16 protein-coding genes are annotated in these 20,800 nt (G+C 69.5%); 7 read left to right on the top strand and 9 right to left on the bottom strand.

The window, feature by feature from the left end:
• Nucleotides 1–38: 38 nt before the first annotated feature.
• Complete coding sequence (locus BKA10_RS04685) at nucleotides 39–1,178, bottom strand: alkaline phosphatase family protein (RefSeq protein WP_183498821.1); 1,140 nt, start codon at nucleotides 1,176–1,178, stop codon at nucleotides 39–41.
• Nucleotides 1,179–1,242: 64 nt separating this feature from the next.
• Here BKA10_RS04685 and BKA10_RS04680 point away from each other — a divergent pair, with 64 nt between their 5' ends.
• The gene (locus BKA10_RS04680; RefSeq protein ID WP_183498820.1) at nucleotides 1,243–3,693 is read left to right on the top strand and encodes a DNA gyrase/topoisomerase IV subunit A; all 2,451 of its coding nucleotides are present in this window, start codon (nucleotides 1,243–1,245) and stop codon (nucleotides 3,691–3,693) included.
• Between the two features lie 51 nt (nucleotides 3,694–3,744).
• On the opposite strand, the gene BKA10_RS04675 is transcribed toward BKA10_RS04680, so the two are convergent.
• A complete protein-coding gene (locus BKA10_RS04675; protein ID WP_183498819.1) occupies nucleotides 3,745–4,407 on the bottom strand; it encodes a response regulator in 663 nt (220 codons plus the stop codon).
• 214 nt (nucleotides 4,408–4,621) lie between these two features.
• Between BKA10_RS04675 and BKA10_RS04670 the strand changes: the two genes are divergently transcribed.
• On the top strand, nucleotides 4,622–5,794 hold the full coding sequence (locus BKA10_RS04670; RefSeq protein WP_248198958.1) for a sensor histidine kinase: 1,173 nt from the start codon (nucleotides 4,622–4,624) through the stop codon (nucleotides 5,792–5,794).
• A 272-nt stretch (nucleotides 5,795–6,066) separates the two neighbouring features.
• Here the strand turns inward: BKA10_RS04670 and BKA10_RS04665 are convergent, their stop codons facing one another.
• The gene (locus BKA10_RS04665) at nucleotides 6,067–8,151 is read right to left on the bottom strand and encodes a DNA gyrase/topoisomerase IV subunit B (protein WP_183501059.1); all 2,085 of its coding nucleotides are present in this window, start codon (nucleotides 8,149–8,151) and stop codon (nucleotides 6,067–6,069) included.
• Between the two features lie 216 nt (nucleotides 8,152–8,367).
• On the opposite strand from BKA10_RS04665, the gene BKA10_RS04660 reads away from it, so the two are divergent.
• Nucleotides 8,368–8,589 carry a DUF7455 domain-containing protein gene (locus tag BKA10_RS04660; RefSeq protein WP_183498817.1) on the top strand — a complete coding sequence of 74 codons (222 nt, stop codon included), beginning with the start codon at nucleotides 8,368–8,370 and terminating at the stop codon, nucleotides 8,587–8,589.
• A 13-nt stretch (nucleotides 8,590–8,602) separates the two neighbouring features.
• Here the strand turns inward: BKA10_RS04660 and BKA10_RS04655 are convergent, their stop codons facing one another.
• From BKA10_RS04655 to BKA10_RS04635, 5 genes are all read right to left on the bottom strand, one after another.
• Nucleotides 8,603–9,616 carry a sugar-transfer associated ATP-grasp domain-containing protein gene (locus BKA10_RS04655; RefSeq protein ID WP_183498816.1) on the bottom strand — a complete coding sequence of 338 codons (1,014 nt, stop codon included), beginning with the start codon at nucleotides 9,614–9,616 and terminating at the stop codon, nucleotides 8,603–8,605.
• 16 nt (nucleotides 9,617–9,632) lie between these two features.
• A complete protein-coding gene (locus tag BKA10_RS04650) occupies nucleotides 9,633–10,646 on the bottom strand; it encodes a sugar-transfer associated ATP-grasp domain-containing protein (protein ID WP_248198960.1) in 1,014 nt (337 codons plus the stop codon).
• An 11-nt stretch (nucleotides 10,647–10,657) separates the two neighbouring features.
• The gene (locus BKA10_RS04645) at nucleotides 10,658–11,350 is read right to left on the bottom strand and encodes a coenzyme F420-0:L-glutamate ligase (RefSeq protein ID WP_183498814.1); all 693 of its coding nucleotides are present in this window, start codon (nucleotides 11,348–11,350) and stop codon (nucleotides 10,658–10,660) included.
• Entirely contained in the window at nucleotides 11,347–12,693 is a 1,347-nt protein-coding gene (locus tag BKA10_RS04640; RefSeq protein ID WP_308221558.1) for an RNA polymerase sigma factor, read from the bottom strand. The genes BKA10_RS04645 and BKA10_RS04640 overlap by 4 nt, the downstream gene beginning before the upstream one ends.
• 239 nt (nucleotides 12,694–12,932) lie before the next feature.
• Complete coding sequence (locus tag BKA10_RS04635; RefSeq protein WP_183498812.1) at nucleotides 12,933–13,859, bottom strand: proteasome assembly chaperone family protein; 927 nt, start codon at nucleotides 13,857–13,859, stop codon at nucleotides 12,933–12,935.
• A gap of 91 nt (nucleotides 13,860–13,950) precedes the next feature.
• On the opposite strand from BKA10_RS04635, the gene BKA10_RS04630 reads away from it, so the two are divergent.
• The 3 genes from BKA10_RS04630 to sucB are packed head-to-tail and all read left to right on the top strand — an operon-like array spanning nucleotide 13,951 to nucleotide 18,606.
• Entirely contained in the window at nucleotides 13,951–15,417 is a 1,467-nt protein-coding gene (locus tag BKA10_RS04630; RefSeq protein WP_183498811.1) for a leucyl aminopeptidase, read from the top strand.
• Nucleotides 15,414–16,784 (top strand): dihydrolipoyl dehydrogenase, encoded by a 1,371-nt coding sequence (gene lpdA, locus BKA10_RS04625; RefSeq protein WP_183498810.1) that lies wholly within the window; start codon nucleotides 15,414–15,416, stop codon nucleotides 16,782–16,784. Before BKA10_RS04630 ends, lpdA begins: the two co-directional genes overlap by 4 nt.
• A 55-nt stretch (nucleotides 16,785–16,839) precedes the next feature.
• Entirely contained in the window at nucleotides 16,840–18,606 is a 1,767-nt protein-coding gene (gene sucB, locus BKA10_RS04620; protein ID WP_183498809.1) for a 2-oxoglutarate dehydrogenase, E2 component, dihydrolipoamide succinyltransferase, read from the top strand.
• A gap of 1 nt (nucleotide 18,607) precedes the next feature.
• Here sucB and BKA10_RS04615 read toward each other — a convergent pair whose 3' ends face one another.
• Nucleotides 18,608–19,963, bottom strand: a complete 1,356-nt coding sequence (locus tag BKA10_RS04615) for a hypothetical protein (protein ID WP_183501266.1) — start codon at nucleotides 19,961–19,963, stop codon at nucleotides 18,608–18,610.
• Between the two features lie 117 nt (nucleotides 19,964–20,080).
• Between BKA10_RS04615 and BKA10_RS04610 the strand changes: the two genes are divergently transcribed.
• A complete protein-coding gene (locus BKA10_RS04610) occupies nucleotides 20,081–20,791 on the top strand; it encodes a DUF4191 domain-containing protein (protein ID WP_183498808.1) in 711 nt (236 codons plus the stop codon).
• The last annotated feature ends 9 nt before the right edge of the window (nucleotides 20,792–20,800 follow it).

Genomic DNA, 20,800 nt, shown 5'->3' with positions numbered 1-20,800 from the left:
GGCATCCATCGTTCGGCGACCCTCGACCCCGGCCGCTCTCAGTGCGTGGTGGCGAATGCGCCCAGCCGGATGAGCGGGACGATCCGCTCCTGATCGGTCAGCGACCCGTGCTGCCCGATCATCTTCTGTGCCTTCTTGTCACTGAGACGATCGTCGTAGTACGCGATGCCCGACCGCGCTGCGACGAGGATGTCGCCGATGCGCGGTGCCACGTCCGGCGAAACAGCGGAGCCGAACAGCCCGGCGGCGATCGCCTCCTCGCGCGACAGCACCCACGAGCGGCCTGACTCGGCCTCCTGCCACCGCGCCAGGGCAGCACCGGCCGCGCCGTCCTCGGCGTACAGGTGCAGCATGCGAGGCTCGCCCGCCACGATGCGGATCCCGTCGACCAGCTCGTCACCCTCCGAGAGCAGGACATGACGGTGCGCCGGCACGTCGACCATGCCGTGATCGGCGGTCACGACGACGCCGACATCGTCCGGCACCGCCGCCTCGAGCCGGCGGACGGCATCGTCGACCTGCTCGAGGCCGGCAGTCCACGCGGCACTCTCCCACCCGGCCGCATGCCCGATCGTGTCGAGCTCGGGGACGTAGAGATAGACGATCGCGCCGTCGTGGCGTGTCGCTGCCTCCGTCGCGCGCTGCACCCGGTCGGCGATGCTGTCACCCGGGAGGAAGGTCGCTCCCCGCTGCAACGCCCGGGTGAACCCCGTGGACGTGTAGCGCGCCTTCGACACGACGATGCACGGTCGTCCCCGCGCGGCCTCGCGTTCGAACAGCGGCTGCGCGCGCTGCCATGTCATGGGGTCGAGCCCGTCGGTCTCCCAGCCCTTGAGCTGGTTGGGTGCGCTGTCGGTGCCGGGAACGCGCGCGCGGTAGCCCACGATCCCGTGGCTTCCCGCAGCGACTCCGGTGAACAGGCTCGCCAGCGCGGTCGCGGTCGTGGCGGGGAAGACCGAGCGCGCGGCATCCCTCTTCCCCATCCGCGAGTTCAGGAACCGGGCATGGCCCGACCGTGCGGTGAGGTTGCCCCGACCCAGGCCGTCGACCATCACGACGATCGCCGAACGCACGGTCGGGAACCAGTCGCCGTGGCCGTCGATCGCGGCGAGGATCTGCGGCAGAACACCGGTGAGGCTCCGGGCCGAGGGCGGGTCCGCGGGTAGGCTGAGAGGCATCGGGGCCAGTCTCGCACACGGCGCAGACGGCCCTTTCCCATCACCCGGAGGACCCCGCAGATCCATGGCAGCTTCGCGCAACGACTCCGCGCCCGCAGACCACGCCCGCATCGAGGATGTCGACCTCTCGTCCGAGATGCAGGACTCGTTCCTGGAGTACGCGTATTCGGTGATCTACTCGCGGGCGCTGCCCGACGCGCGCGACGGCCTCAAGCCGGTGCAGCGGCGCATCGTGTACCAGATGGCCGAGATGGGCCTGCGCCCCGATCGCGGTCACGTCAAGAGCGCGCGTGTCGTCGGCGAGGTCATGGGAAAGCTGCACCCGCACGGTGACTCGGCGATCTACGACGCACTCGTCCGGCTCGCGCAGCCCTTCGCGCTGCGCGTGCCGCTGGTCGACGGGCACGGCAACTTCGGTTCGCTCGACGACGGTCCCGCCGCCGCCCGGTACACCGAGGCCCGGCTCGCACCCGCCGCCCTCGCCCTGGCGGAGAACCTCGACGAGGACGTCGTCGACTTCATCCCCAACTACGACGGCCAGTTCCAGCAGCCCTCGGTGCTGCCGGCCGCGTTTCCCAACCTGCTCGTCAACGGCGCGACCGGCATCGCGGTGGGCATGGCGACGAACATGGCGCCGCACAACCTCATCGAGGTGGTGTCGGCGGCCGTCCACCTGCTCGAGCACCCCGAGGCGACGCTCGAAGAGCTGATGGAGTTCGTTCCCGGGCCGGACCTGCCCGGGGGCGGCATCATCGTCGGACTCGACGGCATCAAAGACGCCTACGCCAACGGGCGCGGCAGCTTCCGCACCCGCGCGAAGGTCTCGATCGAGCAGATCGCTCCACGCCGCACCGGCATCATCGTCACCGAGCTGCCCTACATGGTGGGTGCGGAGCGCGTGATCGAGAAGATCAAGGACGCCGTCGGCTCGAAGAAGCTCACCGGGATCTCGGATGTCACCGACCTCACCGACCGCAACAACGGGCTGCGCCTCGTCATCGGCATCAAGACCGGATTCGATCCGAAAGCGGTCCTCGATCATCTGTACCGCCTGACGCCGCTCGAGGACTCGTTCGGCATCAACAACGTCGCACTGGTCGACGGCCAGCCGCAGACGCTCGGGCTCAAGGAGCTGCTGCGGGTCTACATCGACCATCGTCTGCAGGTCGTCACCCGGCGCAGCCGCTTCCGGCTGGGCAAGCGGCAGGAGCGACTGCACCTGGTCGAGGGCCTGCTCATCGCGATCCTCGACATCGACGAGGTCATCCAGGTCATCCGCGGCTCGGACGATTCCGAGCAGGCGCGTCAGCGTCTGATGGACGTCTTCGACCTCTCCCAGCCGCAGTCCGAGTACATCCTCGAGCTGCGTCTGCGGCGGCTCACCAGGTTCTCGCGCATCGAGCTCGAGACCGAGCGCGATCAGCTCAAGGCCGAGATCGCCGAGCTGGAAGAGCTGCTGGCCAGCGATACGCTGCTTCGCGCGCAGGTCGCCAAAGAGCTGGATGCCGCGGCTGCGACCTTCGGCACCCCTCGGCGGACGCTGCTGCTCAACGGCGGACCGGTGACGCCCCGTGGCCGCGCCGCCGCATCGGCGGTCGAACTTCAGATCGCCGATGAGCCGTGCCGCGTGTTCCTCACCGCGACCGGCCGCATGGTCCGCGCGGCGCTCGGCGAGGACGGGCTCGTCGTCACTCCGACGCGGCGCTCGCGTCACGACGCGATCCGCTCGGCGGTCGATGCGACCACCCGCGGCGACCTCGGAGCCGTCACCAGCACCGGTCGCCTCGTGCGCTTCTCCCCCGTCGATCTGCCCTCGGTCCCCGCGAACTCGGTGACACCCGCCGCCGGCACGAAGGCCGATCACTATCTGGGGCTGTCGGGCTCGGAGCACGTCGTCGCGATCGTGCCGCTGACCGAGGCCCCGCCGGTGGCCCTGGGCACCGCGCAGGGTGTGGTCAAGCGCGTCGCCGCGACCGAGCTGCCCGCCGGCAAGACCAACGTCGAGATCATCTCGCTGAAGCCCGGTGACAGCGTGGTGGGCGCCGCCGTGGCACCCGATGCCAGCGAGCTCGTGTTCGTCACCAGCGACGCCCAGTTGCTGCGGTTCGGCGCCGATGCCGTGCGTGCGCAGGGTCGCGCGGCCGGTGGCATGGCCGGCATTCGCATCGCGGACGGTGAGCGGGTGGTCACCTTCACCGCGCTGACCGCCACCGAAGACACCGTGGTCGTCACGATCGCCGGTTCGACCACCGCTCTGACGGGGACGGATGCCGGATCGGGCAAGGTCTCGGCGTTCACCGAGTTCCCCGCCAAGGGCCGGGCAACCGGTGGCGTGCGCGCCCAGCGCTTCCTGAAGGGCGAAGACACGCTCACGCTGGCCTGGGTGGGCGACCAGCCGCGCGCGGTCGCGTCCGACGGAGCGGCCCGGGCGCTGCCGGATGCCGGGGCGAAGCGCGACGCCTCAGGCCAGCCGCTGGATGCCGTGGTCGGCGCGGTGGGCGTGCCGGTCTCCTGAGGAGCGGGCCCCGGGCTGATCAGCGGTGCCGGGGCGGTGCCGGGGGGTGTCCTACGCGATCGTCACGAGGTGCAGCTGCGCGGCGCGGATCAGCACCTGGATGCGGTCTCGCACGCCCCACTTGGTCGTGATCCGCCCGAGATGCGACTTGACCGTCGCCTCCGAGACGAACATCGCCGAAGCGATCTCCGCATTCGACATCCCCTGGGCGAGCAGCACGACCACCTCCATCTCACGCTCGGTGAGGCCCTCATCCCGACCCAGTTCACGCGGTGCGGGAAGCTCGTGGTCCTGAATGGAGGTCACGAGCGCCTGTGCGACGCGTGGCGACAGCACGTACCCACCGTCGTGGGCGAGGCGTGCGGCATCGAGGATCCGGTCGGGTGAGGTGTCTTTGACGAGGAAGCCCGAAGCCCCCGCGCTGAGCATGGGAACGATCACCCGTTCGGTCGAGAACGTGGTGAGCGCGACGATCTTGATCCCGGGGAACTCCCGCGTCAGCCGGCGCGTGGCTTCGATGCCGTCCATCGTCGGCATCTGCACGTCCATGAGCACGACATCCGGCCGGACCGCGCGAGCCAGCGAGATGGCCTCGGCGCCGTTCTGGGCTTCACCGACGACGTCGAACCCCTCCGCGGACTCGAAGAACACCCGCAGTGCCGCCCGGACCAGCGACTCGTCGTCGACGACAATCACGCGAATCGCTTCCGTCACAGACCCATCATACGAACGCCTGCGCGTCTGCGTCGGCCACGCAGTTCCGACGAAAGTCGCAATCGTTCTAGCCATCCGTCGGTCGTCGCGAACGACATCAGTTTGAAGAATCGATTCGAGAGGTTGCAGGAGGTGAATCGAATGAGTATCTTCTACGTTTTTGGCAAGATGATCGGCATTTTCCGCTGAGGCGCGGGCGCGACATAATCAGGTGGTGACACCCCCACGCGCTACGCTGCTCGATCCGTTCCGCGCACCCTTCTGGGCTCATCATCCACTCCGTGTCGGCACCCGCCGAGTGCTGCTGGGCCTCGTGGCCGTCGTGCTCATCGTCGATTCGCTGTTGCGTGCCACGAGCACTTCGGAGACCCCTCTGCTTCGCGCGATCGTGGGCACGGGGATCATCATCGTCACCGCACTCTTCGCGTGGCGGCCACCCGTGGCCACCGTCGCGCTGATGGGCATTGCGTGCATCGCTGCCGTGTCGGGTGTCGCGGGTGATTACGTCATCGGCGCAGCGCTCTTGCTCGGCGTCGTGGCGGCTACCTGCAGTGCGGCCCTCACGGCGGTCTATGCCGCCGTCACGCTCACCTGGGTCATCATCGAGGTCGTGCAGCCGGCAGGAGTGCTGGAACCGGCCGGTGCGGTGATCGTCGGCGTTCTGGGTGCGGTCAGTCTGCTGATCGGCGTCACGATCCGTCAGCAGCACAGCCGATGGCGGAGACTGTCTGCTCGGATCGAGGAGAACGAGCGGGAGATCGCCGAACAGCTTCGGCATGAGCGCGAGCTCATCGCCGACGAACTGCACGACATCGTCGCCCACGAGATCACCATCGTCGCACTGCACGCGGCGGTCCTCGAGCGCACCGACGACACGCGCACGCGTCTGCAGTCCCAGACGGCGATCCGCGAAGCGGCGGTGCAGGCACTGACCGACATCCGCAGGGTGCTGGGCATGGTCCGGGGGGAAGAGAGTCCGTCGCCCGAGCGCGTCCCGGCCCCCGAATCTCTCGAGTCGACGATCGGCGCTGTGGTCAAGGAGCTCGATGCTGCGGGCATTCACACCGCTGTCTCTCTCCCCGACCGGCTCCGGTTGCCGAACACGTCCCTGCTGGCGCTGATCCGCGTGATCCGGGAGAGCTCCACCAACGTCCTCAAGCACGCCACCGGCGCACGTCACGTGCGCATCGCCCTGACAGTCGAGCGTGGCTGGGCGCATCTCGAGTTCGCCGATGACTCACCGCCGGCGCAGACCGCGGGACTTCCTGCGTCCGGATACGGTATCGTCCGCCTGCAGGAGCGCTTCCGGCTCTTCGGCGGCACCTTCACAGCCGAGCGAGCGGCCGAAGGCTGGGTCGTCACCGCCTCCCTGCCCCTGTCGGACTGACCGCGGGATGTAGACGAAAGTCGCAAGCGAGCTAGCCGAACGTCCACGGCAGACCGTCGGAGGCCTGCCTACGCTGAGAGTGAGCCGAAGGACCAGCCCCCAACTGGTGCCTATGGGCACACGCCACGCAGGTTCGGGTGCTATCGGGGACGACCACGTCGCACTGGCACGTGATCGTCGACCGGAGCCTGCCGTGCGCGCCGCCGCGGCGTTGCCCGGGATCGAGTCCCCAGTTCGATCCCGGGCCCCGCGGTGCTGCGGGTCGGTGGCTGTCAGGCGTCGATGGCCTCGCGGCCTATGCGGTCGCTCGAGGACACGATGAAGTCGCGGCGCGGAGCCACCTCGCTGCCCATCAGCAGTTCGAACATGTGCGCTGCGGCTTCTGCATCGCGCACGTGCACCCGCCGCAGGGTGCGCCCGTTGCGGTCCATCGTCGTGGTCGCGAGCTGATCGGCATCCATCTCACCCAGGCCCTTGTACCGCTGCACCGGCTCCTGCCAGCGCTTGCCCGACTTCTGCAGCTTTGCCAGGAGGGCGTGCAGCTCCTGCTCGCTGTAGGTGTAGATGGTCTCGTTGGGCTTGGACCCGGGATTCATGACGACGACGCGATGCAGCGGCGGGACGGCGGCATAGACGCGACCGTCCTCGATGAGCGGTCGCATGTAGCGGAAGAACAGCGTCAGCAGCAGGGTGCGGATGTGCGCTCCGTCGACGTCGGCGTCGCTCATCAGGATGATCTTGCCGTAGCGGGCGCCGTCCAGATCGAACGTGCGGCCCGAGCCGGCGCCGACGGTCTGGATGATCGCCGCGCACTCGGCGTTGGACAGCATGTCGCTGATCGACGCCTTCTGGACGTTGAGGATCTTGCCGCGGATGGGCAGCAGCGCCTGGTATTCGCTGTTGCGGGCATGCTTCGCGGTGCCCAGGGCCGAGTCGCCCTCGACGATGAACAGCTCGGACTGCGACACGTCCTGCGTGCGGCAGTCGGCGAGCTTCACCGGCAGCGACGACGACTCCAGGGCGGTCTTGCGGCGCTGCGTCTCCTTGTGGGTGCGCGCGGAGATGCGCGCCTTCATCTCGGACACGACCTTGTCCAGCAGCTGCGCCGTCTGGGACTTGTCGTCGCGCTTGGACGAGGCGAACCGGGCGGACAATTCGCGGGTCACCACGTTCTGGACGATCTGACGGACCGCGGGAGTGCCGAGGACCTCCTTGGTCTGCCCCTCGAACTGCGGCTCGGGCAGCCGCACGGTGAGCACGGACGACAGACCGGCGAGGATGTCGTCCTTCTCGAGCTTCTCGCTCGCGCCGACCTTCAGGCGGCGGGCGTTCTGCTGCACTTGATCGCGCACGACCTTCATGAGGCCGGCTTCGAAACCCTGCTGGTGAGTGCCGCCCTTGGGCGTCGCGATGATATTCGCGAATGAGCGCGAGACGGTCTCGTAGCCGGTCCCCCATCGCACCGCGACGTCGACCTCGCATTCGCGCTGCACTTCGGTGGGCACCATCGCGCCGGTCGCCTGCAGCACCGGCACAGTCTCGGTGAAGGTCCCGGTTCCGGTGAGGCGCCACACATCGGTGACCGAGGCGTCCGGTGCGAGGAACTCGGCGAACTCTGAGATGCCGCCGTCGTAGCGGTAGCTGGTCTCGACGCGGTCATCGCCCGTGCCGGCGCGCTCGTCGACGATGACGATCTCCAGTCCGGGAACCAGGAACGCGGTCTGCCGCGCCCGCTGGACCAGTTCGTCGAGGTTGAAGCCCGCGTCCTTCGTGAAGATCTGCCGGTCGGCCCAGTATCGGATGCGGCTGCCGGTGACGCCCTTGCGGACCTTGCCCGCGACCCGCAGCTCGGACGACTTCTCGAACGGCGTGAACGCGGCATCCGGTGACGGACCGTCGAACAGTCCCGGCTCGCCGCGGTGGAACGACATCGCATACGTCTTGCCGTCGCGGTCGACCTCGACGTCGAGACGCTCGGAGAGCGCGTTGACCACCGAGGCGCCGACGCCGTGCAGACCACCGGATGCCGCATAGGAGCCGCCGCCGAACTTGCCGCCGGCGTGGAGCTTGGTGAACACGACCTCGACGCCGGTGAGCCCGGTGCGCGGCTCGACGTCGACCGGAATACCACGGGCGTGATCGCGCACTTCGACGCTGCCGTCGGAGTGCAGCAGAACTTCGATGCGATCACCGTGCCCGCCGAGCGCCTCATCGACGGCGTTGTCGATGATCTCCCAGAGGCAGTGCATGAGGCCCCGGGCATCGGTCGAGCCGATGTACATGCCGGGGCGCTTGCGCACGGCCTCGAGCCCTTCGAGGACCTGGAGATGATGGGCGGAGTACTCGGCTGTCACAATCTCCAAGCGTATCCGCGGCAGCGCGCGGGTCGGCGGAGGACACACGCGGGCACGCCTGCCTCAGGCGATGGATGCCGGGGCGCGGGTACGCGCACAGCGAAATGCCCCGGCATTCGGGATTGTTCTCACGTTCCCGTGGTTGTATTTCATGACCGCAAGGATCAGGAAGAGCGGTTCCGGACGAACCGTTCGAGACGTACCAGGGAGGCACCGAGCATGAGCACTTCGACCACCACCGAGCCCGCCGCCGTCCTTGAGCACCGCCTGACGGCGGCCGACCGTTGCGACGCCTGCGGAGCGCAGGCCTACATCGCGGCAGAGGTCAACGGCAGCGAGCTGCTGTTCTGCGCGCACCACGGCCGCAAGTACGAACAGAAGCTGCGCAGCATCGCCACCAGCTGGCACGACGAGACCGCCCGCCTGCTCGAGTCGGTCTGAGCGAACCGCCGGGTCAGAACCCGATCGCGTCCTTGTAGACCGACAGCAGTCCGGTCCGCACCCCTGACGCAGTGGGCTTGGGCTGGAACACGCTCGAGTTGTGATTGCCCTCGATGACGACGGGCCCGTTCGGCGTGATCGCCAGATCCCACCCGACGTAGGGCGCTTCCGGAGTCCGCTTCGCGAGCGCGAACGCGAGCTCCACGACCTCGTCGTACATCGGCACCGAGAACCCGACGATCGGCGTCCCGGTGACCGGGTGCTCGCGGTAGACATTGCTGTTCTTGTCGACGCCCGGGTAGAGCGCCACTCCGTCCTCGTCGAGCATCGTGAACATCCCGCCCGAGGCGAAGTTGTCGATCACGGCACCGTTGCCGATGCGCAGCACCGCGGCCAGCAGATGGACAGCGCCCTGCGGGTCGAGGAAGGTGATGAGCCGCACCGTGTTGACGCTGTCGGGGTACAGTGCCGACATCTCGGGATGCTGCACGATGAACTCGTCGATCATCGACTGGCCGTGCGCGGTGACCTCGGCGCGGAAGGCTGCGGCATCGGTGTCCGGTCCCGTCTCATGCAGGTCGATGCCACCTCCGCCCTGCCCGTCGTTGGGCTTGGCCAGCACCTTCGGGTGCCGCTCGAGGAATGCCGCCAGCTCGGCGTCGTCCACGTCGCGCAGATCGATCGATTCACGCCCGAGCAGATCGGCGTACTCTCGCGCGAACCGCCGCTTGTCCTCGAGCTTCGCACGGCCCTCGGCGGTGTTGTACATCTTGGTCACGCGGTACGACTTCGGGTGGGTCATCCACGTCGCACGCTCCTTCGCGTTCAGCAGCCGGATGTCCCATACGGCGTAGTCGCGAAAGCCCATGTCGTACTTCACCGAGCACCACAGCATGTCGGCGATGATGACAGGCAGCGGTGCCTTGGACACCCTCTGCGTCTGCTTGGCGAACTCGACGAGGTTGCCGGGGCGGATGTTGCGCGCCCGGTTCAGCAGGTACCCGAGGCGTACGCGTGCCTGGCCCATGGAATCGATCCTCTCGTCAGAAGCGCATCGCCGCACGGTAGCGCGGCAGCAGACCCGTCCGGATGCCGGAGACCGACGGCTTGGACTGGAACACGCCCGTGTTGTGGTTGCCCTCGATGACGACGGGACGCTCGGGCGTGATCGCGATATCCCAGCCGATGTAGGGCAGGTCGGGCACACGGCGGGCGAGCCGGTCGATGAGCTCGAGGATCTCGGCGTACAGGGGCACCTGATAGCCGGTGATCTCGACACCGGTGACCGGGTGGGTGCGGAACGGGTGGCCCGCTTCGTCGCTGGCAGCGTGCAGCGCGCGGCCGGCTTCGTCGAGCATCGTGTACATGCCGCCGTTGCTGAAGTTGTCGATGACGCCGCCGTTGCCGATCTTGAGCACCGCCGCCAGCAGGTGGACCTCGCCGTCGGGGTCGAGGTAGGTCACCATCCGCAGTGAGTTGACGCTGCCGGGGTACAGCCGCGCCATCTCGGGATGCTGGACGAGCACTTCCTCGATGAGCGTCTCCCCCGACGCGATCAGCTCGCCTCGCAGCGCGGCCGCATCGGTGATCTCGGCCGCGTCCCGCATCGTGATGCCGTTGCCGCCGACGCCGCCGGGGTTCTTCGTGATCACCCGGTCGTGGCGGCGGACGAATGACTCGAGTTCCCCGGCATCCGCCTTCGCCACGTCGAGCCACTCGCGCCCCAGCTCATCGCCGAAGCGCTGTGCGAACTCGAGCTTGTCGTCGAAGATCGCGCGCTGCGAGTCGTCGTTGAGGCGACGTGACAGGTGGAACGACTTGGGGTCGGTCATGTACGTCTGGCGCTCGCGGCGCTTCAGGATGCGGAAGTCCCACTCGGAGTAGTTCTCGAATGTGGTCTCGTAGCGCACCGCACACCAGGCCATGTCCGCCGCGACCCACCACACCGGCGCCTTGGACAGCGCTGCGGACTGGCGCGCGAACTGCATGACGCGCTCACGGTCGAAGGAGGTGACGCGGCGCACGAAGAAGCGCGCGCGGCGATACAGCCTGTTCACTGCGCCCACGATCAGGCCTTGCGGATGATGCCGAGTGGCGTGGACTGATGGCCCTGGCCGAGCGGATTGTCGCCGAGGATGCGCACGAGCCGGGCTTCGCCGGCCTTGTCGAGAGTCGAGCCGAGGACGTTGCCGCCGATGTCGTTGATGTCCACGACCGCCACGTCGCTGCCGACCAGGGACTTCAGCCGGCGGGCGACGCCGTCGGGATCGGTCGGCCCGAGCACCACTGCCTGGTTGTACGGCGGGATCGTGCCGCTGGTGGGACCGTCGATCGCACGTGCCTTGTCGCCGGCGATGCGGTAGAAGTCGCCGCGCCGTCCGAACAGCTTCGTGACCGCGCTCACGGCGGCGGCGAACAGGATCCGCGGGGTGCCGCACTCCCGCAGCGCCATCTCCATCGTCTCGGGCATGCCCAGGCCGATGCCGTATGGGGTGCGTGTCACGTACTTCGACAGGAACAGCGCGAGCTTGCGCGGCTGGATCTCATCGAGCCGGTACGAGCGCCCCTGCGTGATCGCCACGATCTTCTCGGTGACGAACAGCAGGTCGCCGGGCTGCACCAGGCCGGCCGTGCACTCGGCGATCAACGGATCGAGGTCGTCGCCGGGCATCACGACGCGCGTCCGGATGGGGATGCGCGCGTACGCGATGCCGTCGACGGTGACCTCGAGCGCCTTGCCCTCGTTGGCCTCCAGGGTCATTCGAGATAGTCCCGCAGCGACTGCGAACGCGACGGGTGTCGCAGCTTCGCCATCGTCTTGGACTCGATCTGGCGGATGCGCTCGCGGGTCACGCCGAAGGTGTCGCCGATCTGGTCGAGCGTCTTGGGCTGGCCGTCGCCGAGGCCGAACCGCATGCGGATCACGCCCGCCTCGCGCTCGGACAGTGAGTCCAGGAGCGACTCCAGCTGACGCTGCAGCATCGTGAAGCCCACAGCATCGGCCGGCACGACCGCCTCGGTGTCTTCGATGAGGTCGCCGAACTCGCTGTCGCCGTCCTCGCCGAGGGGCGTGTGCAGCGAAATCGGCTCGCGACCGTACTTCTGGACCTCGACGACCTTCTCGGGAGTCATGTCCAGCTCGCGGCTGAGCTCTTCGGGCGTGGGCTCGCGGCCCAGATCCTGCAGCATCTGCCGCTGCACGCGGGCGAGCTTGTTGATGACCTCGACCATGTGGACGGGGATGCGGATCGTGCGTGCCTGGTCGGCCATGGCGCGGGTGATGGCCTGGCGGATCCACCACGTGGCGTAGGTCGAGAACTTGAAGCCCTTCGTGTAGTCGAACTTCTCGACGGCACGGATCAGGCCCAGGTTTCCCTCCTGGATGAGATCGAGGAACTGCATACCGCGGCCGGTGTAGCGCTTGGCGAGCGAGACCACCAGGCGCAGGTTGGCGCCGAGGAGGTGGCTCTTGGCGCGCTGACCGTCGCGGGCGACCCACTGCAGGTCGAGGCCCAGCTGCTTCGACTTCTCGGCCGCCGACATGTGCGACAGCTTCTCTTCGGCGAACAGGCCCGCCTCGATGCGCATCGCGAGCTCGACTTCTTCGGCCGCGTTCAGCAGCGGCACCTTGCCGATCTGCTTCAGGTAGTCCTTGACCGGGTCGGCCGTGGCACCCGTGATCTGGGTGGAGTAGACCGGCACATCGTCCTCGTCGGACGAGGAGATGACGATCGCGCCCGTGGGCAGCGGCTCGGAGAAGGCCGGCTTCGCCGGGGCGTCCTCGTCGTCGTCCTCGTCTTCGGCCGACGCCTTCGACGCGGTGGCCGCGCTCGTCTCGCCGCCGGCTGCCTCGATGTCTACGTCGTCTTCGGCCTCTTCGTCGGAGTCGGCTTTCTTGCGCGCCTTGGCAGGGGCAGCCTTGGCCGGAGCGGCCTTCTTCGCGGGGGCCTTCTTGGCCGGGGCCTTCTTCGCCGGAGCCTTCGCTGCCGGAGCGGTCTCGGCCGCCTTCGCGGCGGTGGTCTTCGTACCGGCCTTCTTGGCGGTCGTCGTCTCGTCGGCGTCGTCACCCGTGCGGGTGCGCGTGGTCTTCGTAGCTGACGTCACGTCTTGCCTTTCACCGGCGGACTCCGCCGGGTTTTCGGACATTAGTATGACCCTTGTCAAGTCCAGCGGCGGTGCCGCGGGGCGGCTCGCCGACGACGACAACGGGTCAGATTCTCTATTGTCTCACACCTCGTACGCGGTCCCCGCGCACACGCGGGCGCCACGCGTCAGGTGCGAGACGTTCTGAGATGCACAACGCCCGGTGGCGCGGGAGCATTCCCCGCGGCACGGGAGTGAGGTCACTGACGAGTGCGGCGGTCGTCGTCGCCGGGCGGCCTGGAGGCAAGGAAGCGCTCGAGCTCGGCGGCGAGCTCATCGGCGCTGGGGAGGTCTCCGGTGTGGATGATCGGCTGGCCCAGGTTCGAACCCGCCATGTACGAGTCGTACCGCTCTTCCAGGGTGTGCAGCATCGTGGTCAGCTCGGCGCTGTTGGCCACCTGGTCGGTGACCTTGTCGAGATACTCCTTGTTCTCGTCGCGGAGCTCCTCGCTCGAGAACACGAGGCCGGTGGCGACCGTCAGGCTGTCGAGCACGGCGATGGCGGCGGCGGGGAACTCGGTGTCGCCCAGATAGTGCGGCACGAGCAGCACGAAGCCGGCGACCTCGGCCCCCGCCTCGGCGAAACGGTGCTCGAGCAGGTGCCCGACCGTCGCCGGCACCTGCGTGTGGGGCTTCCACACGGAGTGCGCCGCGGTCAGCTCGGCCCGCGTCCCGCTGACGGTCGTGCCCAGCGGGCGGGTGTGCGGCACCGGCATGGGAATGGCATGCACCCAGGTGACCGTCGAGACGGCGAGTCCTTCGGCGAGGCCCACCACCGTCTCGGTGAACGCCTCCCAGGCGAAGTCCGGCTCGTATCCCGCCAGGAGCACGAACGGGTGCCCGAGGGTGTCATGGGCCAGGGACAGCTCCAACCGCGGCGGACGGTAATCGGTGAGCCGGTCGCCGTCGAAGGTGACGATCGGTCGACGCGCGCGGTAGTCCAGCAGGACGTCGGCGGAGAACGATACGACAGGCGCCGGTGCGAGGTCGTCGCGGAAGTATTCGATCGCCCGGGACACGGCGCCACCGGCATCCGTGAAGCCGGTCAGCATGACGACGAGCGGGAGCCCGGGCGGGACCGGCGGTGCCGAGGCGACACGTTCGTACAGGGGACCGGACAAAGGCATAGATCCACTGTACGAGTCGCCGCGGACCCGGGGCGCTGCGACGTCGCGCTGACAGCGAACACGGCGAGACGCCAAAACTAGGATGGTCAGCATGCCGTTTCCCGTGCTCTCGTTCTCCTCCGTACCCCTCCTCGATGCCGAAGCCGACGCGCTGGTGCTCGCACTGCCCCCGGTCGACGCCGAGGCGTCGTTCCTGACTGACTGGCCCGGACTTGCGGCATCGCTGCAGGCCATCGGGTTCACCGGTGCCCCCGGCAGCCCGGTGCGCGTCTTCGCCCCGGAGGCGACCGACAAGCCGCTCATCGTGGTCGGCACCGGTGCGGACGCGGATGCCGCAGCCGTGCGCGACGCGGTCGGCACGGCATTGCGTGCGACCACCGGCTTCGAGACACTCGCCGTCGCCGCCCCCGCGGCACCCGCCGAGCTCTGGCGCGCCGCCGCCGAAGGCGCGGTTCTGGGCGGATACCGATTCTCCGGATACAAGAAGGATGCCGGGGCGCAGCGCGCCACCGCGGTGGTCATCCACGCAGGGATCGACGTGACCGACGCGGATGTTGCCGCAGTGACGGCTGTCGGCGATGCCGTCGCGCTCGTCAAGGACCTCGTGAACACCCCCGCCGAGTGGCTGGGGCCCGCCGACTTCGCCGACCGGGCGACCGAATCGGTCGCCGATCTGCCCATCGAGGTCGACGTCCTCGACGAGGCGGCGCTGGCCGAGCAGGGCTTCGGGGGCATCCTCGGCGTCGGCCAGGGATCGGACCGTCCGCCGAGGCTGATCCGCCTCGACTATGCACCCGCCGGCGCCGCCCGGCACGTCGCCCTCGTGGGCAAGGGCATCACCTTCGACACGGGCGGACTGTCGCTCAAGCCACCGGCGTCGATGGTCGGCATGAAGTACGACATGGCCGGCGCGGCCACGGTGCTGGCCGTCGTGCGCGCCGCCGCCGCCCTGGAACTGCCCGTCCATGTCAGTGCGTGGCTGTGCGTGGCCGACAACATGCCGTCGGGGCGCGCCACCCGGCCGGGCGATGTGCTGCGGATGTTCGACGGGACCACCGTGGAAGTCCTCAACACCGATGCCGAGGGCCGGCTCGTGCTGGCCGATGGGCTGGCTGCGGCCAGCCGCACCCGCCCGGATGTGCTCGTCGACGTGGCGACCCTGACCGGGGCGATCACGGTGGCATTGGGCACGCGGCATACCGGCGTGATGGGCGACGACGGCGCGGTCGCCGCATACCTCGAGGCGGCCGAGCGTGCGGGCGAGCTCGCCTGGCAGCTGCCCCTGCCCGCTCATATGGCGGAAGAGCTCGACTCGCCCATCGCCGACATGCAGAACGCGAAGATCGGGGACCCGGCCGGCGGCTCGCTGTTCGCCGGCCTCTTCCTGCAGCGCTTCGTCGGACCAGCCGGCGACGATGACGCGACACGGATCCCGTGGGTCCATCTCGACATCGCCGGGACGGGCATGCTGAAGGGAGCGGGCTACGGGGCGACTGACAAGGGCCCCACCGCAGCCACCGTCCGATCGCTCATCGAATTCGTAGGAGGAGTCGCGTGACCGAGCACACCGCCGACGTCGTGGTCCTGGGGGGTGGCAGCGGCGGCTACGCGGCCGCACTGCGTGCCGCCGAACTGGGCAAGAGCGTGATCCTCATCGAGAAGGACAAGCTGGGTGGCACGTGCCTGCACCGCGGCTGCATCCCCACCAAGGCGCTGCTGCACGCCGCAGAGGTGGCCGACCATGTCCGCACCGCGGCGAGCGTCGGGGTCACCGCCACCCTGAGCGGCATCGATCCGGCCGGCGTCACGGCGTATCGCGACGGCATCGTCGCCAAGAAGCACAAGGGCCTGCAGGGGCTCATCGCCGCGCGCGGCATCGAGGTGGTCGCCGGTGAGGGCCGGCTCACCGCCGGCCGCGCGGTCGCCGTCGGCGACGACCTCTACCGGGGCACCGACGTGATTCTGGCCACCGGTTCGTACAGTCGCACGCTGCCGGGTCTCCAGATCGGCGGACGCGTTCTCACCAGCGAGGGCGCGCTCGCGCTGGACGTGATCCCCGAGCACGTCATCATCCTCGGCGGCGGGGTCATCGGCGTGGAGTTCGCGAGCGTGTGGCGCTCGTTCGGCGCCGAGGTGACGATCGTGGAGGCACTGGACCACCTCGTGCCGAACGAGGACATCGCCGTCAGCAAGGCGCTCGAGCGTGCCTTCCGCAAGCGCGGCATCGCGGCGCGCCTCGGCGCCCGCTTCGCTGCTGTGACGCAGACGGATGCCGGGGTCGCCGTCTCGCTGGAGGACGGCACGAGCCTCGACGCCGACTACCTGCTCGTGGCGGTCGGCCGTGGTCCGGCATCCACTGGTCTCGGCTTCGAAGAAGCGGGTGTCACCCTCGACCGGGGCTTCGTGACCGTGGACGAGCGGCTGCGGACCACCGCAGACCATGTCTGGGCCGTCGGCGACATCGTGCCGGGCCTGCAGCTCGCCCACCGCGGGTTCGCGCAGGGCATCTTCGTCGCCGAGCAGCTCGCCGGGCTGTCGCCGGTCGCGGTGCCGGAGAGCACCATCCCGCGAGTGACGTACTCGAGCCCCGAAGTCGCCTCGGTGGGGCTGACCGAGGCGCAGGCGCGCGAGGTCCACGGTGAGGCCGTCGTCGCGTATGAGTACAACCTCGCCGGCAACGGCAAGAGCGAGATCATCGGCACCGCCGGCATCGTGAAGGTCGTGCGCCAGCAGGACGGACCGATCCTCGGCGTCCATCTCGTGGGTGATCGGGTCGGCGAGCTGATCACCGAAGGCCAGCTCGCGGTCGGGTGGGAAGCGCACCCGGACGACCTTGCGCCGTTCATCCACGCCCATCCCACGCAGAGCGAAGCCCTGGGCGAGGCATTCCTCGCGCTTGCGGGCAAGCCGCTCCACGCACTCTGAGTGCGGCGGGTCACTAAGCTAGATACGACATCGACATTCTGAAGGAGACACACCCATGAGCACATCCGTGGTCCTCCCCGCGCTCGGCGAGAGCGTCACCGAGGGTACGGTCACCCGCTGGCTCAAGAAGGTCGGTGACACCGTCCAGGCCGACGAGGGACTGCTGGAGATCTCGACCGACAAGGTCGACACCGAGATCCCCTCACCCGTGAGCGGCGTGCTCGAGGCGATCCTGGTGCAGGAGGACGAGACCGTGGAGGTCGGCGCCGTCCTGGCCGAGATCGGCGACGGCTCGAGCGCACCGGCATCAGACGCCCCCGCCGCCGAGCAGCCCGCCGCCGCGGAGCAGGCCGCCCCGGCCGAGCCCGACCCTGCGGCGCCTGCTGAGCCTGCCGATCAGGCAGCTCAGGCGCCGGCCGCTCCCGAGCCCGCTGCAGAGGCTGCTCCGGCGGCCGCGCCGGCCGGAGACGCGAAGGACGTCGTGCTCCCCGAGCTCGGCGAGAGCGTGACCGAGGGCACCGTCACGCGCTGGCTGAAGCAGGTCGGCGACAGCGTCGAGACCGACGAGCCGCTGCTGGAGATCTCGACCGACAAGGTCGACACCGAGATCCCCTCGCCGTTCTCCGGGACGCTCCAGGAGATCGTCGTCGCCGAGGACGAGACCGTCGAGGTCGGCGCCGTGCTCGCGCGCATCGGCTCCGGTGCCGCCGCGCCCGCCGAGGCGCCCGCTCCCGCGCCCGAAGCGCCTGCGCCGGCTGCCCCGGCACCGGACGCTCCGGCTGCCGCTGCTCCCGCACCCGCTGCTCCCGCGCCGGCTGCTGCCGCACCGGCTGCTCCCGCACCGGCTGCTCCGGCAGCCGCTGCGCCGGCGACGCCTCCCGCGCCGACGATGCCTTCGCTCTCCGAAGACGACAGCGTCACCTACGTCACACCGCTCGTGCGACGCCTGGCGCAGCAGCAGGGAGTCGACCTGGCGTCGGTCACCGGCACCGGCGTCGGCGGCCGCATCCGCAAGGAGGACGTCCTGAAGGCGGCCGAGCAGGCGAAGGCTCCCGCCGCGGCTGCGCCCGCGGCGGCACCGGCCACCCCGAAGCTCGAGGTGTCGCCGCTGCGCGGCACGACCCAGCCGATGTCGCGTCTGCGCAAGGTCCTCGCCGAGCGCGCCGTCGCCTCGATGCAGCAGACCGCGCAGCTGACGACGGTCGTGGAGGTCGACGTCACGAAGGTCGCCGCGTTCCGCGACAAGACGAAGGGCGTCTTCCTCGAGAAGACGGGCGACAAGCTGTCGTTCCTGCCGTTCTTCGCGCTGGCCGCAGCCGAGGCGCTGCAGGCGTACCCCGTCATCAACTCCACGGTCGACGGCACCGACATCGTCTACCCCGCCAGCGAGAACCTCTCGATCGCGGTCGACACCGAGCGGGGCCTGCTCACGCCCGTGCTGCGTGACGCCGCCGACAAGAACCTCGCGCAGATCGCCCACGAGATCGCCGATCTCGCGGCACGCACGCGGGACAACAAGCTCAAGCCCGACGAGCTGGCCGGTGGCACGTTCACGCTGACCAACACCGGTTCGCGCGGCGCGCTGTTCGACACGCCCGTCGTGTTCCTGCCGCAGACCGCGATCCTCGGCACGGGCACGGTCGTCAAGCGTCCCGGCATCGTCTCGGTCGACGGAAAGGACGCGATCGCGGTCCGTTCCTACGTCTACCTGGCGCTGTCCTACGACCACCGCATCGTCGACGGTGCCGACGCCGCCCGCTTCCTCGGCGCCATGAAGGCGCGCCTCGAGGCCGCGGAGTTCGAGGGCGACCTCGGCATCTGAGTCACGGCTGGTCCGCGATGTCGTAGATGTCGCGGACCAGCCACCCTTCGCCGTCCCGGACGATCACCACGATCTGTGCCGGGACGTCGTCGTTCACGCCCTCGGCGCGCAGGACGGCCACTCCGCCGTATTCGTCGAGCATCGAGAGCTCCCGGTCCACGTCGACCCGGGTCGCCACGCCCGTCGGCACCGGCCGCGAGATGTCCTCTCGGACGTCGGCGCAGTCCTCCCCCGCTGCGACGCACTGCGCGAGGCGGTCGAGCAGTCCGGCAGCCGCGTCCGGCACACTCTCGGGCGTGACGTCTGCGTCAGGTGTCGCGGTCGCTGCGGGCGACGCGCCCCCGTCGGCGGCGGTCACGCTCCCCGCGGGAGTGGGCACCGTCTGCTGCGCCGACGTCGGCTCGTCCTCGGGCCACAGCACGCCTCCGCCGACGATCACGGCGGCCACTCCGGCGGCGACGAGCCACGGTGTGCGCCGGGATCGTGCTGCCGTATTCGGTGGGGACGAGACGCCCTGCCGCGACTCCCCCGGCGCCGCGACGCGGGGCTTCGGCGCGGCCGGGGCAAGCGACTGTCCCTCCGCGTCGGCTCCCCGGTGGATGACGCCTGAGACCGCCGCGCGCACCCGTTGCGCGAGGTCGCCGTCGAAGGCGTGGGCGATGCGGTCGACCAGCGCTGCGACCGCTCCGGCCGGCTCGTCCGGCGCGGCCTCCTCCGGCACCCGTGCGACGACGGCCCGGCGGGCCGGCACCGGCGACCGGCGCGGCGCGAGCGGCTCCGGGGCGGCGGCGGCCAGCAGCGCATCTTCGCAGACCGTCCAGCGCCGCGCCGCCTCGGGAGCGTCTGCCACGACCGCCGCCGCGTCCTCGATCGCCGTCGCGACGGACGGCGACTGGTCGCTCGCCAGCATGTGCAGGAGCGCGCGCGTCTCGTCGCTCCACGACGATGTGCCGCCGATGGCCAGCACAGGTCTGCCGTCGTCGGTGATCCACCACGAGCCGCCCGCCCGGTCGAAGGCCGCAGCCTCGGCTGCCCCGCGGACGAGGCTCACCGCGATGTTCACCGCCTCGCCCTCGCGGAGCGGGGTGGAGCGTTCCAGGCGCTCGACGAGGCGATCGGGGCACAGTGGCATCAGCAGTGCGTGGCCGGCTTCGGTGCGGGCGACGTCGACGGGAGCGAGCACGTGGCCGTCGGGGCCCGCATGCCAGACCGGAGTGCCCGCGAGTTCGCGCGCATCGACCCACACACGAGGGGGAACCCCGGCGCGCACCGTGCCCGGATAGGGGTAGTCGCCGAGGCCCACCGTCCGCAGCGCGGAGGGGGCGGCGAGCGGGTCGACCCACGATGACTGTGCCATCCCCCGAGTCTGCGACGTGTGCGTCGCCCGCGGGCCGGGGCCGGCGCTTGTGTGGACAGTCCCGCCGACAGCGAAACTGTGGAGGAGACGGTGTGCGGCGAAGGTAGGCTGGGGGCCATGGCATCCCGCAGTTCCGCGCCCGAGAAGCGTCCCGGCTTCTTCTCGCAACTCCGCTCCCTGTTCACCTTCACGAAGGACCAGTACCCGTGGCTGCCGTGGGTGCTGATCGGGATCCTCGTGCTCGGCGCCGGACTCGGTGTCCTCATCGGCTTCCTGATCCCGCCGATCGCCATCTGGAGCGTCATCCTCTGGGCAGTCACGGGCCTCATGTTCGGCCTGCTCGGCGCGATGATCACCCTCACGCGCCTCTCAACCCGCGCGATGTACAAGAAGATCGACGGGATGCCGGGGGCGTCCGGCCACGTGCTGTCGACCTCGCTGGGCCGCAAGTGGGTCGCCTCGGACATGCCCGTGGGCATCAACCCCAAAACGCAGGATGCCGTCTACCGCGCGATCGGCCGCGGCGGCGTCGTGATCGTCGCCGAGGGCTCGCGCGGGCGCATGACGCGTCTCGTGAACGACGAGCGCCTCAAAGTGCAGCGCGTCGCGGCGGGTGTTCCTGTCGAGGTCATCTACGTCGGTCACGGCGATGACGAGGTGCCCATCGGCAAGCTCGCCTCGACCATCAAGGCACTGCCGAAGAAGCTCGACCGCGGCACGCTCGCCGCCGTCGTCAAGCGCGTCGACTCGGTGTCGCAGTCGGTGACGTCGCTGCCGATCCCCAAGGGCATCGACCCCATGAAGGCGCGCGCACCGCGCCCGCGCTGACCTCTCCGG

Origin of the sequence: Microbacterium invictum (genome assembly GCF_014197265.1) — a bacterium.
Lineage (GTDB): Bacteria > Actinomycetota > Actinomycetes > Actinomycetales > Microbacteriaceae > Microbacterium > Microbacterium invictum.
Note: the sequence above shows the minus strand (reverse complement) of the source record. Positions and strands in the feature narration are given on the sequence as shown.

Bases quoted from the DNA above. Each gene is read 5' to 3' on its own strand.
- BKA10_RS04645 (WP_183498814.1), bottom strand. From the start codon at position 11,350: ATGACCCTGGAGGCCAACGAGGGCAAGGCGCTCGAGGTCACCGTCGAC.
- sucB (WP_183498809.1), top strand. From the start codon at position 16,840: ATGAGCACATCCGTGGTCCTCCCCGCGCTCGGCGAGAGCGTCACCGAG.
- BKA10_RS04630 (WP_183498811.1), top strand. From the start codon at position 13,951: ATGCCGTTTCCCGTGCTCTCGTTCTCCTCCGTACCCCTCCTCGATGCC.
- BKA10_RS04685 (WP_183498821.1), bottom strand. From the start codon at position 1,178: ATGCCTCTCAGCCTACCCGCGGACCCGCCCTCGGCCCGGAGCCTCACC.
- BKA10_RS04635 (WP_183498812.1), bottom strand. From the start codon at position 13,859: ATGCCTTTGTCCGGTCCCCTGTACGAACGTGTCGCCTCGGCACCGCCG.
- BKA10_RS04660 (WP_183498817.1), top strand. From the start codon at position 8,368: ATGAGCACTTCGACCACCACCGAGCCCGCCGCCGTCCTTGAGCACCGC.
- BKA10_RS04610 (WP_183498808.1), top strand. From the start codon at position 20,081: ATGGCATCCCGCAGTTCCGCGCCCGAGAAGCGTCCCGGCTTCTTCTCG.
- BKA10_RS04680 (WP_183498820.1), top strand. From the start codon at position 1,243: ATGGCAGCTTCGCGCAACGACTCCGCGCCCGCAGACCACGCCCGCATC.
- BKA10_RS04655 (WP_183498816.1), bottom strand. From the start codon at position 9,616: ATGGGCCAGGCACGCGTACGCCTCGGGTACCTGCTGAACCGGGCGCGC.
- BKA10_RS04615 (WP_183501266.1), bottom strand. From the start codon at position 19,963: ATGGCACAGTCATCGTGGGTCGACCCGCTCGCCGCCCCCTCCGCGCTG.